Source organism: Jiangella mangrovi (assembly GCF_014204975.1).
In the GTDB taxonomy this organism is placed as follows: domain Bacteria; phylum Actinomycetota; class Actinomycetes; order Jiangellales; family Jiangellaceae; genus Jiangella; species Jiangella mangrovi.
Genome location: NZ_JACHMM010000001.1, coordinates 2,377,166 through 2,390,427, shown reverse-complemented (window position 1 = coordinate 2,390,427; position 13,262 = coordinate 2,377,166). Strand labels below are relative to the sequence as shown.

Here is a 13,262-nt window from a genome sequence, read left to right as displayed (position 1 = left end):
ACCGTCATCTGGTGGACACCTGACAGGCGTACGGTGACCCGGTGCCGAAGAAGCCGGACGACGAGGTCACCGTATTCCGCGTCAACCCCGCCGTATGGGCCCAAGCACTGAAGGCCGCCGACGGCGACGCCCGACGCATCGAGATCCGCGGCGAGTTCGATGTCGTGGTGCACAACGAGCCGTTGCCACCCGGTGAGCGGGTCAACCGCCAGTCCTGACCCGTCTGGATCCAAACCCTGTGTAAGGTGACCGGCCGTGAAGCGCCCCCTGCTGCTCGGAATCGCCGCCGTAGTCGTCGTCATCGTCGTGGCCGTGGTCGCGATCGTGCTGGTCACCAGGGACGACGGTGAGAGCCCCGGCACCGCGGACGGGGGCGTCTCGCTCACCGACGTCCTCAGCGAGGACCAGCGCGCGCTGCTCGACACCGCCGTCCCGAGCCCCGACTGTCCGGACGAGCCGGTCGCCGCTCCGGACGACGAGTCGCTGGTCGCGCTGGACGTGCTGCGGGTCGACGGCGACTGCCTGGTCGCGACCACCGAGTACGTCGCCGCGGACGAGGTCGACGCGCGCCGGGAGGCACTGCTGTCGGAGGACGGCGTCGTCGCCGCCGGCGTCGTGCCCGACGTCTCGATCGACGAGGAGGACGACCGCCGCGACGACCAGTGGCCGCTGGACCGGCTCGGCGCCGAGGAGGACTCGCCGGACCTGCCCTGGCCGGACGGCGACGGCGCCGTGCTGGCGGTCCTCGACACCGGCATCGACGAGACTCACCCGGATCTCGGCGACGCCGTCATCGAACGCCGCCACTACCCCGGCGAGGGCGAGCACGACCCGGACGGCCACGGCACCCACGTCACCGGGATCGCGGCCGCCCGGCGCGACAACGGCGGCATCATCGGGGTAGCGCCGCGGGTGAGCGTCCTCGACGTGCCGGTCCGGCTGAAGGACGTCAACGACAACGGGCCGAGCTGGCCGACCGGCCTCGCCTGGGCCGTCAACCACGGCGCCGACGCGGTCAACATGTCCTTCGGCGGGCCGATCCCGGCGAACCCGGACGTCGAGGAGGCCCACAACCTCGAGGTCGCCGCGGCCGCGGTGTACTTCGCCGTCACCAACGACGTGGTCGTGGTCGCGTCCGGTGGCAACTGCGGGCCGTCGCCGCTCACCGACTGCGACGAGACGAACCAGCAGCAGAACCCGGCCTCGTTGCCCGGCGTGATCGCCGTCGGCGCGGTCCAGGAGGACTTCGACCTGCCCGGATACTCCACCCGGAACGAGTTCATCGCCCTCGTCGCGCCCGGTGGCGGCGACGCGATCAACACCGTGGTCTCCACGTACCCCGGTGGTGGGTACGAGGGGCTCAGCGGCACGTCCCAGGCCGCGCCGCACGTGGCCGCCGCGGCCGCGCTGATCCGCGGCTCGGCGCCCGAGGCCTCCGGCGACGACATCGCGCAGGCGTTGCTCGACACCGCCGACCTCGATCCGCTGGACGAGGAGGACCGGCTGGGACTCGGCGTGGGCCACGGCTTCCTCGACATCCGCGGCGCACTCGAGCAGGTGCTCGGCGGCGAGCCTCCGGCCACGCCGTCGGCGGACCCGGCGGAGGCCACGCAGGCCGTGTTCGTCGAGGACGACGTCGTGTTCGCGTTCGACGGCAGCAGCGTGCAGCGGGTGCGCGAGCTCGACCCGGGCGTGCGGCTGCGCTGGGCCGACTGGTCGGCGGATCGGTCGACACTGTTCGGCGCCGACGACGGCGAGCTGTTCTCCTGGACCGGCGCGGACGAGACACTGGTCGAGGCGCCGTGCAGCTGGTGCTCCGACGACGGCGTCACCCCGGCCTATCTCGAGGGTGTCACCGTCGACGGAGAGGCCGGTGACTTCGTCGTCGGCATGGACTACTCCGGTCTCCTCACCTGGTACGACGCGGCGACGTTGGACGAGGCCGGCACGACGACGGCGACGTTCCCGCCCGACGCGGTCGGTTCGAAGACGCTGCTCGGGGCGGTCGGCGGGCAGCTGCTCGTGCACGAGTCGGGCGGCGCCCAGGCGCTGGAGCGGGTCTGGCTGCTCGACCCCGCGTCCGGCGCCGCGGAGATCTCCTACGAGATCGGCGGCATCAACCAGGTGCCCATCGCCGTCGCCGCCGATGACTCACGGGTGGCCGTCGTCACCGGCTACGGCGCCTGCGGCGCGGAGGTCTCGGTGCTCGACGGCGGGGATCTCACCGAGGTCGCCGGCGCCCCGGTGCCGGAGGAGCTGATCTACGACGAGGTCTTCTTCAACGGCGACGTCCTCTACGCGACCATGGAGGTCGCGGCGAGCGACTGCTCGGCCCTGCAGTCGGGCGGGCTGTGGCGCCTCGACGGTGACCAGTGGGTCGAGGTGAACGAGCTGCCGATCGGCGCCCGGCCGCTCGAGGGGATCGCGGGCTCGGTCCCGCAGAGCTGGCTGCTCGCCCGCTCCGACGGCAGTGTCTTCGACCCGCCGCTGGACGGCACCCCGTCGCCCGTCGAGCTCCCCGCGATCACCGACGGTCCCTGGGCGACGCCGACGCGCACCGAGGTTCCGTGGCCGTGAGTGTCACAGGGCTGGGCCGGAGGCGACCTTCGGGGGTGTGAACGGGCCGGGCGGGGTGCGGCGGGCAGTCGAGTCACTGCTGCACGCCCACCACGATGCCCTGCGGTCGCTGGGCGGTGCCGCCGATGCCGCCCGCGACCGCGTCACCCGGGTCGCCGAAGTGGCCCGGCAGGCCGATCATCCGGCTGTTCGTTCCGTCGGTGACGATGTCGCGGCGGTCGCCCCCGGCGTCGAGCGCGCGATGGCGGATCTGACGGCCGCGACGGGGACTGTTCTTGCGCGCGAGGTGCACGCCCTCCTCGACCTCCTCGCCGTCTCGCACCACGGGTTGGACCCGCTCCCCGCGCTGGACCTCGAACCCTTGGCCGAGCCCGCCGACTCTCGCGCCTTCGTGGCCGCGTTTCCTGCCGGGTTCGCGCGCTCCTACGTGGCGACCGTGCTCGCCGACCTGCCCGGCGGCGCGACCACCTCCAAGGCCGAGGCGGCCGCCCATCCCGGCGCCGATCAGGCCGCCATCGACGCCGCGCGCGAGCGGATCCTCGCGGTGGTCGCGCCCGAGCACCGGGCCCGGGTGCGGGCCTGGCTCGAGCATCCTGACTGTCACGCGGTCGAGATCCACGGGCCGCAGGTGGGCGATCGCGAGCTCGAGCTGCGCGCCGGCTGGACCCGCCCGCCCGACCACGGCACGGATGGCGCCGACAAATGGCGCGTCCGCGAAGACGACCAGAAAGTCGTCTCTGAACACTCGGTGGGCATCGAGGCCAGCCGGTTCACCAGCCCGGAGGCGTTCGCGCGGCCGCTCGGTGTTCTCCTCGATGCCGCTTCGCGGCACCCAGATGGCCTCGACGGCTTCCTGGACCAGCATTTCCCCGCCGGGATCGCGCCGATCTTCATCGACGCCGATCGGGCCGGGCTCGCGCCCGGCGATGCAACCGGCTTCCGTGGCGCTGGGACTGGCACGCCACAGGCCGCGAAGGACTGGAAGAAGCTGCGCAACTCGGCGATGAAGAAGGACGGCGAGTGCCTGCCGCCGGTGCACACCGTTCCGTACGATCCGATCCAAGAGGGGTCCGACTCCGGCGCAAGACTGATCTTCAAGAAGCGGGGAACCTGGTCGATGACCACGTACTATCCGACCGGCGAGCCCGCCTACGACAACGTCCGGCTGGAGGAACTGACGTGACCCCGCGCTCCACGAACTTCCGGAGCTGGTTTGCCTGGTTCAGCGACACCTCGCAGGAGCCCGGCTCCTACATCGAAGCCTGTGAGCGGGTCTCGGAGTGGCTGGCCGAGGACAACCAGGCGTTCATCGAGTTCCGCGATGAGTTGGCCACGCACATCCGCGACTCGTCGTTGCCGCCGCGGCGCAACGACACGCAGTGGGGCACCGACGAATGGCTGCGCGACATCTGGTTCGACGCGTTCGGGCCGGAACCCGCGCCGGGCGACCCCTACCCCGTGCCGGCCGACCACTGGGGCCGCGTGCGGTTCACCGACTACATGCTGCACGCCGTCGATGAGGACGACGAGGGCAGCAGCGACGGCGCTGCCGCCTGGCTCGCCCAGCGCAACCTCACCGCCCAGGGGGTCTACGCGGCGTTCTCCCGCGAGATGACCCGCCGGCCGGAGCCGGAGGGGTACGCCGAGCACCTGCGCCGCGCGACGGAGGCCGGCCTCCGCGAGGATGGTTGAGGGATCGGTGTCGCCAGAGCGACACATATCCCTCAGCCATCAGCCCGCCGCCGCGCGATAACGAGAGGCGATCAGCTCGGCCACCAGGGGGTGCACGCCGATCGGGGGCGCCACCACGTCCGCCCCGACGGCGTCGAGGCGCTGCTGGAACAGACCGGGCGCCAGCAGGTAGGACGCCACCCCCACCGTCGCGTGGCCGTCGGCGCGGAGGATCGAGACCGCCTCGGGCACCGACGGGGACGCCGTCGTCACGTAGGCGGGCAGGACCGGCCGGTCCAGCGACATCGAGAGCAGCGAGGCGGCGACGTCGACCTCGGACAGCGCGTCGGCGTCGGACGAGCCCGCGGCCGCCAGCACCACCGCGGACGGCAGCGAGCCCACAACCGAGCGAAGCCGCGCCTCGACCGCGGCCACGATCGCCGGATCGGGGCCGAGCGCGGGCGTCACCACGGCACGGCCGCCATCCGAGGCGACCGCCGACGGCACGTCGACGCGCACGTGGTACCCCGATGCCAGGAACATCGGCACCACGACCGGCCGCACCCCCGCCGGCAACCCGGCCAGCACCGACTCCAGCGTCGGCGAGATCACATCCACGTACGCCACCCGGACGTCGACGCCGGGGAGCAGTTCCCGCACCGAGTCCAGCAACGCCGACAGCACCACCGGGCCTTCAGGGGCGCGCGTCCCGTGCGCCACCGCCACCAACACGTCAGTCACGACACCAGCATGGACCGTAACGCCACCACATCGCCCACCACCACGACGGCGGGCGGCTCGATCCCCTCGGCCGCGCAGGCCACCGTGTCCAGGGTCGCCACCACGACCCGCGCCCCGCTGGACACCACGACAGCGACCGGTGTGCTCCCCCGCCGCCCGCCGCGCACCAGCCGCGCACAAAGAGCAGCCAGGTGCGTGACGCCCATCAGCACGACGATCGTCCCCGAGCCGGCCGCCAGCCGGTCCCAGTCCACCGTCGACTCCGGCGAGTCGGGATGGGCGTGGCCGCTGACGATCGTCACCTCCTGGGTCACGCCGCGCTGCGTCACCGGGATGCCGGCCATCGCGGGGACGGCGATCGCGCTGCTCACGCCCGGGACCACCTCGAACGTGACGCCGGCCGCCGCGCAGGCCAGCCCCTCCTCGCCGCCGCGGCCGAAGACGTACGGGTCGCCGCCCTTGAGCCGGACGACGCGCAGGCCGCGGCGGGCGCGGTCGATCATCAGCGCCTCGATCTCGCGCTGGCTGCGCCGGTGCCGGTGCGGCTCCTTGCCGACGTCGACGACCTCGACGTCCGGGCGCAGCGCGTCCAGCAGCGACCGCGGCGCCAGCCGGTCCACCAGCACGACGTCGGCCTGCTTGAGCAGGTCGAACCCCCGCAGCGTCAGCAGGCCCGGGTCGCCCGGCCCACCACCGACGATCGCCACATGGCCCGTCATCGCGCACCCCCGTACTTCGCAGAACCGGACGCCTCCGGCTCGTAGGCCAGCCGATACCCACGTTTGACGACCGTCTGGACGACGCGGGCCCCGACGGCGCCGCGCAGCCGGGTGACCGCCATCTCGACGGCGTGCTCGTCGGTGCCGCCGCCGGGCAGGACGCCCAGCAGCTCGGCCCGCGGCACGACGACGCCGGGCCGGCGGGCCAGCTCGGCAAGCACCGCGAGCGGGCCGGGCGGCAGCTCACGCGCCTCACCATCGACGACGACGGCGTGCCCGCGCAGCTGGACGGCGTGCCCGGCGACCCGCAGCGTGCGGCGGCGGGCCGGCAGCTCGGCGACGATCTCGCGGACCAGCGCGCCCAGCCGGGAGCGGGCCGGCTGCACCGTGTCGACACCCAGCCGTTCCAGCCGCGCCCCGGTCACCGGCCCGACGCACGCGGCGAGCACCGACGAGCGCAGCGCGTCCAGCACCACGTCCTCCAGGCCCATCGACGACGCGAGCGCCAGCAGGCTGGCCACCGCCGGCGCGCTGGTGAACACGACGCAGTCGATCTGCCGGGCCGCGAGCGTCTCGACCAGCCGGCTCAGCGGCGCGACGTCGTCCGGCGGCACCCACCGGTACACCGGCACCGCGACGACGATGGCGCCGGCGGCGGTCAGCGCGTCGGTGAAGTCCGGCAGCGGCTCGCCGTGCAGCTGGACGGCGATGCGACGACCCACGAGGTCCTGCCCCAGCAGGTGCTCCAGCACCTCGGCCGACGACTCCGACGGCGGCGCCCAGTCGTCGGTCAGCCCGGCCGCCCGCAGCGCGCCGCGCGCCTTCGGGCCGCGCGCGAGCAGCGTCGCCGACCCGAGCCGGTCCAGCAGCCGCTCGCCCAGGCCCCAGCCGTCGGCCGCCTCCATCCAGCCGCGGAAGCCGATCCCGGTGGTCGCGACGGCGATGTCGATCGGCTCGTCGACGCACCGCTTGGTCGCAGCCAGCAGCTCGGCGTCGTCGTCCAGCGGCACGATCCGGATCGCCGGCGCCTGCACGACCCGGGCGCCGCGCCGCTCCAGCAGCGCGCCCAGCTCCTCCCGCCGGCGCGCGGCCGTCACCGCCACCGTGAAGCCGGCCAGCGGCGGGAGGTCCGTCACGGCACCGCCACCTCGACGTCGCCGTCGCGCACCCGCACGTCGTAGACCGGCACGGCGACGCCGGGCTCGTCCAGGCACTCCCCGGTGACCAGCGAGAACACCTGCTTGTGCATCGGCGACGCCACCGTCGGCCCACCGCCGCGCGAGCCCACGATCCCGCGCGACAGCACGTACGCGTCGCTGAACGGGTCGCGGTTGCCGACGGCGTACACCTCGCCGGAGAATCCGCGGAAGATCGCCACCTGCACACCGCCGACCAGCGCCGCCACCCCCCGTTCGGGCAGCAGGCGGTCGAAGCGGCAGACGACGGTCCACAGCCGGACGTCGAGAACGGTCATCGGCGCACCACCTCCAGGGTCGGCCCGGCCACCACCGGGCGGATCTGCCCACGCTCCAGCTCGAACCGGATGCTCGGGTCGGGGGCCTCGGGGGCGTTGACGAACGACACGAACCGGCCGAGCTTCTCCTCGTCGTCGAGGACCGCGGCCCACTCGTCGGTGTAGGCGCCGACGTGCGCCTCCATGGCCGCCGACAGCTCGGCGCCCACGCCCAGGGAGTCGTCGACCAGCACCCGCCGCAGGTACTCCAGCCCGTCGCCGTGCTCGTCGGTGAGCGCCTCGATCCAGGCCGACGTGCGCTGCAGCCGATCAGCCGTCCGCACGTAGAACATGAGGAACCGATCGACCAGCGCCACCAGCTCGGCCGACGACAGGTCCGACGCGAACAGCTCCGCGTGCCGCGGCCGGAACCCGCCGTTGCCGCCGACGTAGAGGTTCCAGCCGTTCTCCGACGCGATGATGCCGACGTCCTTGCTGCGGGCCTCGGCACACTCGCGCGCACACCCCGAGACACCGGCCTTGATCTTGTGCGGCGCCCGCAGCCCGCGGTACCGCAGCTCCAGCATGATCGCCAGCGACGTGGAGTCCTGCACGCCGTAGCGGCACCAGGTCGAGCCGACGCACGACTTCACCGTCCGCAACGCCTTGCCGTACGCGTGCCCGCTCTCGAACCCGGCGTCGACCAGCCGCTTCCAGATCGCCGGCAGCTGCTCCACCCGCGCGCCCAGCAGGTCGATCCGCTGCCCGCCGGTGATCTTGGAGTACAGCCCGAAGTCGCGGGCCACCTCGCCGATCGCGATCAGCCCCTCCGCCGTCAGCTCGCCGCCCGGCACCCGGGGCACGACGGAGTAGGTGCCGTTGCGCTGGATGTTGGCCAGGAAGTGGTCGTTGGTGTCCTGCAGCGCCGCCTGCTCGCCGTCCAGGACGTGCCCGGCACCCAGGCTGGCCAGGATCGACGCGACGACGGGCTTGCAGATGTCGCAGCCGCGGCCGCTCCCGTGCCGGGCGACGATCCCGCTGAACGTCCGCAGCCCGGTGACCCGCACGATGTCGAACAGCTCCGCCCGCCCCATGGAGAAGTGCTCGCACAGCGCCGGGTTCGCCTCGACGCCGGACTGCGTGAGCAGCGTCTTCAGCAGCGGGACGCAGCTGCCGCAGACGGTGCCGGCCCGCGTACACGCCTTCACCGCTCCGACGTCGGCGCAGCCCTCGTCGTGGATGGCCGCCCGGATCGCGCCGGCGGTGACGTTCTGGCACGAGCACACCTGTGCGTCGTCGCCGAGGTCCGACGTCGACGGCCCCGCCAGCAGCAGCTGCTCCGGGGTGTCGGTGAGCGGCTGGCCGACCATGGTCCGCAGCGCCGCGTACGCCGACGCGTCGCCCACCAGCACCCCGCCGAGCAGCCGCGACGCGTCGTCGGTCACGACCAGCTTCTTGTAGACGCCGCCGACGGGGTCCGCGTAGACCACCTCGAGCGCGTCCGGGGTCGTCGCATGGGCGTCGCCGAAGCTGGCGACGTCGACGCCGAGCAGCTTGAGCTTCGTCGACAGGTCCGCCTCGGCGAACGTCGCGTCGCCGCCGAGCAGCCGGTCGGCCACCACCTCGGCCATCTCGTAGCCGGGCGCGACCAGCCCGTACACCCGCCCGCCGGCCACCGCGCACTCGCCGACCGCCCATATGGACGGGTCCGACGTCCGGCACGCCTCGTCGACGACGACGCCGCCGCGCTCCCCGACCGCCAGACCGGCCGCACGCGCCAGCTCGTCCCGGGGCCGGATCCCCGCGGAGAACACCACCAGCCCCGTGTCCAGCGACGAGCCGTCGGCGAACGTCAGCCGCAGGCCGTCGTCGACGACGGCGATCCGCTCGGTCGCCGTGTCCAGCCGGGCCGCCAGCCCGAGCGCCTCGACCTTCCGGCGCAGCACCTCGCCGCCGCCCTGGTCGACCTGCGCGGGCATCAGCCGCGGAGCGAACTCCACCACGCTCGCGGCCAGCCCCAGCGCGAGCAGCGCGTTCGCCGCCTCCAGCCCGAGCAGCCCGCCGCCGATCACCACGCCCGACGACACCGACGCCGCCCGTGTGCGCAGAGCGTCCAGATCGTCGATCGTCCGGTACACGAAGCAGCCGTCCAGGTCCGCGCCCGGCACCGGCGGCACGAACGGCCGCGACCCGGTGGCCAGCACCAGCGCGTCGTACGGCAGCACTCGCCCCGACGCCGTCGTGACGACCCGCGCGACCCGATCGATGCCCGTCACCGCGTCGCCGACGGACAGCGAGCTGTCGCCGTCGTAGCATCCGTCCGGCACCAGCCCGAGCTCCGCCTCCGTCACTCCGGTGAGGTACGACGTCAGCGCGACGCGGTCGTACGCGGGCCGGGGCTCCTCGCCGAGGACGGTGATCCGCCACCGCCGGTCCCGGTCGCGCTGCCGGACCGCCTCGACGAGCCGCTGCCCGACCATGCCGTTGCCGACGACGACGAGCCGGCGTTGCGATGTGCTCATGCGGGGACCTCCACTGTGGGGCGCGTGGCGGACAACAGGGCGGCGACGTCGGAGCGGCACCCGCCGCAGCCGGTGGTCGCGCGGGTGGTGGCGGCGAGGTCGGCGACGGTGTCCGCTCCGGCCTCGCACGCGGCCCGGACGCGGCCCGCTGTGACGCCGTTGCAGCGGCAGACGGTGTGGTCGTCCGGGAGGTCGGCGGGGTCGACGGCGCCGCCCGCATCGACCACGCCGGGAAAGATCAGGGCACGCCGGTCGGCCGGAACCGGCGCGGCGCGGTCGAACAGCTGGGTGACGGCGCCGACGGTCTCGGGGCCGCCGAGCATGATCGCGCCGGTGACGCGGTCGTCGCGGATGACGACCTTCTGGTAGGTCCCGCGGGCCGGGTCGGCGAACCGCAGCACCTCGAGCCCGTCGTCGGCGGCGAAGTCGTCGACGTCCGTCTCGCCCATCGCCGCGAGGTCGACGCCGGCCGCCTTCAGCCGGGTGACGATCGCCGAGCCGCCGTACCGCGCCGGCCCGCCCGCCAGCACGTCGGCCAGCACGGCCGCCTGCTCCCAGGCCGGCTGGACCAGCCCGTACACCTGGCCGTCGTACTGCGCGCACTCGCCGATCGCGTGGATCGCCGGATCGGTCACCGAGGTCATCGTCTCGTCCACCACCACCGCGCGCCCCACGTCGAGCCCCGCGGCCGCCGCCAGTGCGCTGTTCGGCCGCACCCCGCAGGCGACGACCACCAGGTCGGCCGGCAGCCGCGTCCCGTCGTCCAGCCGGACCCCGCGCCCGCCGCCGCCCCAGCCGTCGGTGAACCGGACCGCCTGCGCGTTCAGCCGCACCCGCACGCCCAGCCCGCGCAGCGTCCGCGCGAGCACCCGGCCGGAGTCGAGGTCGAGCTGGCGCTCCATGAGGCGATCCGCCGGGTGCACGACCTCGACGTCCACGCCGCGCCCGGCCAGCCCGCGCGCGGCCTCGAGCCCCAGCAGCCCGCCGCCGAGCACGACGGCGTACCGCACCCGGCCGAGCCGGGACAGCATCGCGCGGCAGTCGGCCAGCGTCCGGAAGACCACGACGTCGCGGTCGAGCTCGCCGTCGTCGCCGACCAGCCCGTCGACCGGCGGCACCCACGGCCGGCTGCCGGTCGCCAGCACCAGGTGGTCGTAGCCGACGTGCTCGCCGGCGGTGGTGAGCACCCGCCGTCGCCGCCGGTCGATCCGCCCGACCTCGACGCCCGTGCGCAGCTCGACGTCCTCGGCGGCGTACCAGGCCGACGGCACCGTCTCGATCTCCGCCGGGGTCAGCGAGCCGGCCAGCACCGACGACAGCAGCACCCGGTTGTAGGCGGCCTCCGGCTCCGCGCCGAACACCGTCACCTCGAACCGGCGGCCCTGGTCGCGGGCGCGCAGCTCCTGCACGAACCGCGACCCGGCCATCCCGTGCCCCACGACCATGATGCGCCTCATGAGGAGGTCACCCGCTCCAGCCGGACGGCGCAGACCTTGAACTCCGGCATCCGCGAGACCGGGTCGAGCGCCGGGTTCGTCACCCGGTTGACCGCCTGCTCGCCGCCCCAGTGGAACGGCATGAACACGGTGTCCGGGCGGATCGCCGAGGTCAGCCGGACCCGTCCGACGGCGTCGCCGCGCCGGCTGACCACCCGCACCAGGTCGCCGTCGGCCAATCCACTCCGTCCGGCGAGATCGGGATGCACCTCGACATGTGGCTCGGCGGCCGCGGCGGCCAGCGCCGGGATCCGGCGGGTCTGCGCACCGCTCTGGTACTGCTGCAGCACGCGGCCGGTGGTGAGGTAAATGGGGTGCTCGGGGTCGACGTCCTCGGCCGGCGGACGGTGCTCGACGGCGACGAAGCAGGCCCGGCCGTCAGGCGTCGGGAACCCGTCCGCGAACAGCCGCGCCGTCCCCGGATGGTCTGCCGACGGGCACGGCCAGAACACGCCGCCCTCGGCGTCGATGCGGTCCCAGCCGATTCCGGCGTAGTCGGCGATCCCGCCGGCGCTGGCCCGGCGCAGCTCGTCGAAGACGGTCTCCGGGTCGGCGTCGAACGGCGCCACGCACCCGAGCAGCCCGGCCAGCGACGTCAGCACTGACAGCTCGGTCCGCACCCCCGGCGGCGGCGCGACCGCGCGGCGACGGCGGATCACCCGGCCCTCGAGGTTGGTCATCGTGCCGTCCTCCTCCGCGAACTGCGTCACGGGCAGGACGACGTCGGCCAGCGCGGCGGTCTCGGACAGCACGACGTCGCTGACGACCAGCAGGTCCAGTGCTGCCAGTCGCTCGGCCACCCGGCGCGCACGCGGCGACGACACCGCCAGGTTGGTGCCGTGCACGAGCAGCGCCCGCGGCCCGCCGTCGGTGCCCAGGCTCTCGATCAGCTCGTACGCCGACGGGCCCGGCCCCGGCAGGTCGTCCGGGTCGACGCCCCAGACGGCGGCGACGTGCGCCCGCGCGGCGGGGTCGTCGATCCGCCGGTAGCCGGGCAGCTGGTCGGCCTTCTGCCCGTGCTCACGCCCGCCCTGCCCGTTGCCCTGCCCGGTGATGCAGCCGAACCCGCTGGACGGCCTGCCCGGCAGGCCGAGCGCGAGCGCCAGGTTGATCAGCGCGCTGACGGTGTCGGTGCCCTTGCTCTGCTGCTCCGCGCCGCGGGCGGTCAGGACGACGGCGCCGCGGCCACGCGCACCGGCGGCCAGCTGCGCGACGGTGGCCCGCTGCGCCGCGACCGACACGCCGGTCACCCGTTCGACCCGCTCCGGCCACCACTGCGCGGCCGCCCGCCAGGCCGCCTCGAACCCCGTCGTCCGGTCATGGATGTAGCCGCGGTCGGCGTGCCCGTCGGCGACGGCGACGTGCAGCAGGCCGAGCGCGAGCGCCAGGTCGGTGCCGGGCAGGACCGGCAGGTGCAGGGTCGCCCGCTCGGCCGTCGCGGTGCGGCGCGGGTCGGCGACGATCAGCGACCCGCCGCGGTCGACGACCGCGGCGAGGTGCTGCATGAACGGCGGCATCGTCTCGGCGACGTTGCCCCCGGCGATCAGCACCGCGCCGGTCTCGGCCAGGTCGGGTAGCGGGAACGGCAACCCGCGGTCGATGCCGAACGCCCGGTTCGACGCCGCCGCGGCCGACGACATGCAGTACCGGCCGTTGTAGTCGATGTTCCTCGTCCGCAGTGCGACCCGGGCGAACTTGCCCAGCTGGTAGGCCTTCTCGTTGGTCAGCCCGCCGCCGCCCAGGACGGCGACCGCGTCGGGCCCGAACTCGCGCCGGGTCGCCCGCAGCCGGGACGCCACGACGGCGAGCGCCTCGTCCCAGGTCGCCTCGCGCAACGGCGCCGACCGGTCCTCGCGCAACAGCGGCGTCGTGAGGCGGTGCGGCGACCCGAGCAGGTCCGCCGCCGTCCAGCCCTTCTGGCACAGCCCGCCGCGGTTGGTCGGGAAGTCCCGCGGCTGCACGGTGACCCGGCCGCCGGCGTCCGCCGTCAGCGTCATGGCGCACTGCAGGGCGCAGTACGCGCAGTGGGTGGCCGTGGTGCCCATGCCCGCTACGGTGTGAAGCGGCGGTTTCGCGGCCGCCT

General features: G+C 74.2%; 11 protein-coding genes. 4 read left to right on the top strand and 7 right to left on the bottom strand.

The window, feature by feature from the left end:
• The first annotated feature begins 41 nt into the window (after nucleotides 1-41).
• Genes HD601_RS11140 through HD601_RS11125 form a run of 4 tightly spaced genes read left to right on the top strand, consistent with a single transcriptional unit; the run spans nucleotide 42 to nucleotide 4,269 of the window.
• Nucleotides 42-218, top strand: coding sequence for a hypothetical protein (locus tag HD601_RS11140; RefSeq protein WP_162605418.1), 177 nt, complete (start codon nucleotides 42-44; stop codon nucleotides 216-218).
• Nucleotides 219-255: 37 nt separating this feature from the next.
• Nucleotides 256-2,577, top strand: a complete 2,322-nt coding sequence (locus HD601_RS11135) for a S8 family serine peptidase (protein ID WP_184821866.1) — start codon at nucleotides 256-258, stop codon at nucleotides 2,575-2,577.
• A gap of 37 nt (nucleotides 2,578-2,614) precedes the next feature.
• Nucleotides 2,615-3,760 carry a hypothetical protein gene (locus HD601_RS11130; protein ID WP_184821864.1) on the top strand — a complete coding sequence of 382 codons (1,146 nt, stop codon included), beginning with the start codon at nucleotides 2,615-2,617 and terminating at the stop codon, nucleotides 3,758-3,760.
• Nucleotides 3,757-4,269, top strand: a complete 513-nt coding sequence (locus HD601_RS11125) for a hypothetical protein (protein ID WP_184821862.1) — start codon at nucleotides 3,757-3,759, stop codon at nucleotides 4,267-4,269. The genes HD601_RS11130 and HD601_RS11125 overlap by 4 nt, the downstream gene beginning before the upstream one ends.
• 39 nt (nucleotides 4,270-4,308) lie before the next feature.
• Here HD601_RS11125 and HD601_RS11120 read toward each other — a convergent pair whose 3' ends face one another.
• The 7 genes from HD601_RS11120 to HD601_RS11090 are packed head-to-tail and all read right to left on the bottom strand — an operon-like array spanning nucleotide 4,309 to nucleotide 13,224.
• Entirely contained in the window at nucleotides 4,309-4,989 is a 681-nt protein-coding gene (locus HD601_RS11120; protein ID WP_184821859.1) for a CbiX/SirB N-terminal domain-containing protein, read from the bottom strand.
• Nucleotides 4,986-5,708: a uroporphyrinogen-III C-methyltransferase gene (gene cobA / locus HD601_RS11115; protein WP_184821857.1), complete on the bottom strand. Its 723-nt coding sequence runs from the start codon at nucleotides 5,706-5,708 to the stop codon at nucleotides 4,986-4,988. Before cobA ends, HD601_RS11120 begins: the two co-directional genes overlap by 4 nt.
• Entirely contained in the window at nucleotides 5,705-6,844 is a 1,140-nt protein-coding gene (locus HD601_RS11110) for a uroporphyrinogen-III synthase (RefSeq protein WP_184821856.1), read from the bottom strand. Before HD601_RS11110 ends, cobA begins: the two co-directional genes overlap by 4 nt.
• On the bottom strand, nucleotides 6,841-7,182 hold the full coding sequence (gene nirD, locus HD601_RS11105) for a nitrite reductase small subunit NirD (RefSeq protein WP_184821854.1): 342 nt from the start codon (nucleotides 7,180-7,182) through the stop codon (nucleotides 6,841-6,843). The genes HD601_RS11110 and nirD overlap by 4 nt, the downstream gene beginning before the upstream one ends.
• A complete protein-coding gene (gene nirB / locus HD601_RS11100) occupies nucleotides 7,179-9,683 on the bottom strand; it encodes a nitrite reductase large subunit NirB (protein ID WP_184821851.1) in 2,505 nt (834 codons plus the stop codon). The genes nirD and nirB overlap by 4 nt, the downstream gene beginning before the upstream one ends.
• Nucleotides 9,680-11,140: an FAD-dependent oxidoreductase gene (locus HD601_RS11095; protein WP_184821849.1), complete on the bottom strand. Its 1,461-nt coding sequence runs from the start codon at nucleotides 11,138-11,140 to the stop codon at nucleotides 9,680-9,682. The genes nirB and HD601_RS11095 overlap by 4 nt, the downstream gene beginning before the upstream one ends.
• On the bottom strand, nucleotides 11,137-13,224 hold the full coding sequence (locus HD601_RS11090) for a molybdopterin oxidoreductase family protein (protein ID WP_184821847.1): 2,088 nt from the start codon (nucleotides 13,222-13,224) through the stop codon (nucleotides 11,137-11,139). The genes HD601_RS11095 and HD601_RS11090 overlap by 4 nt, the downstream gene beginning before the upstream one ends.
• Between the last annotated feature and the right edge of the window lie 38 nt (nucleotides 13,225-13,262).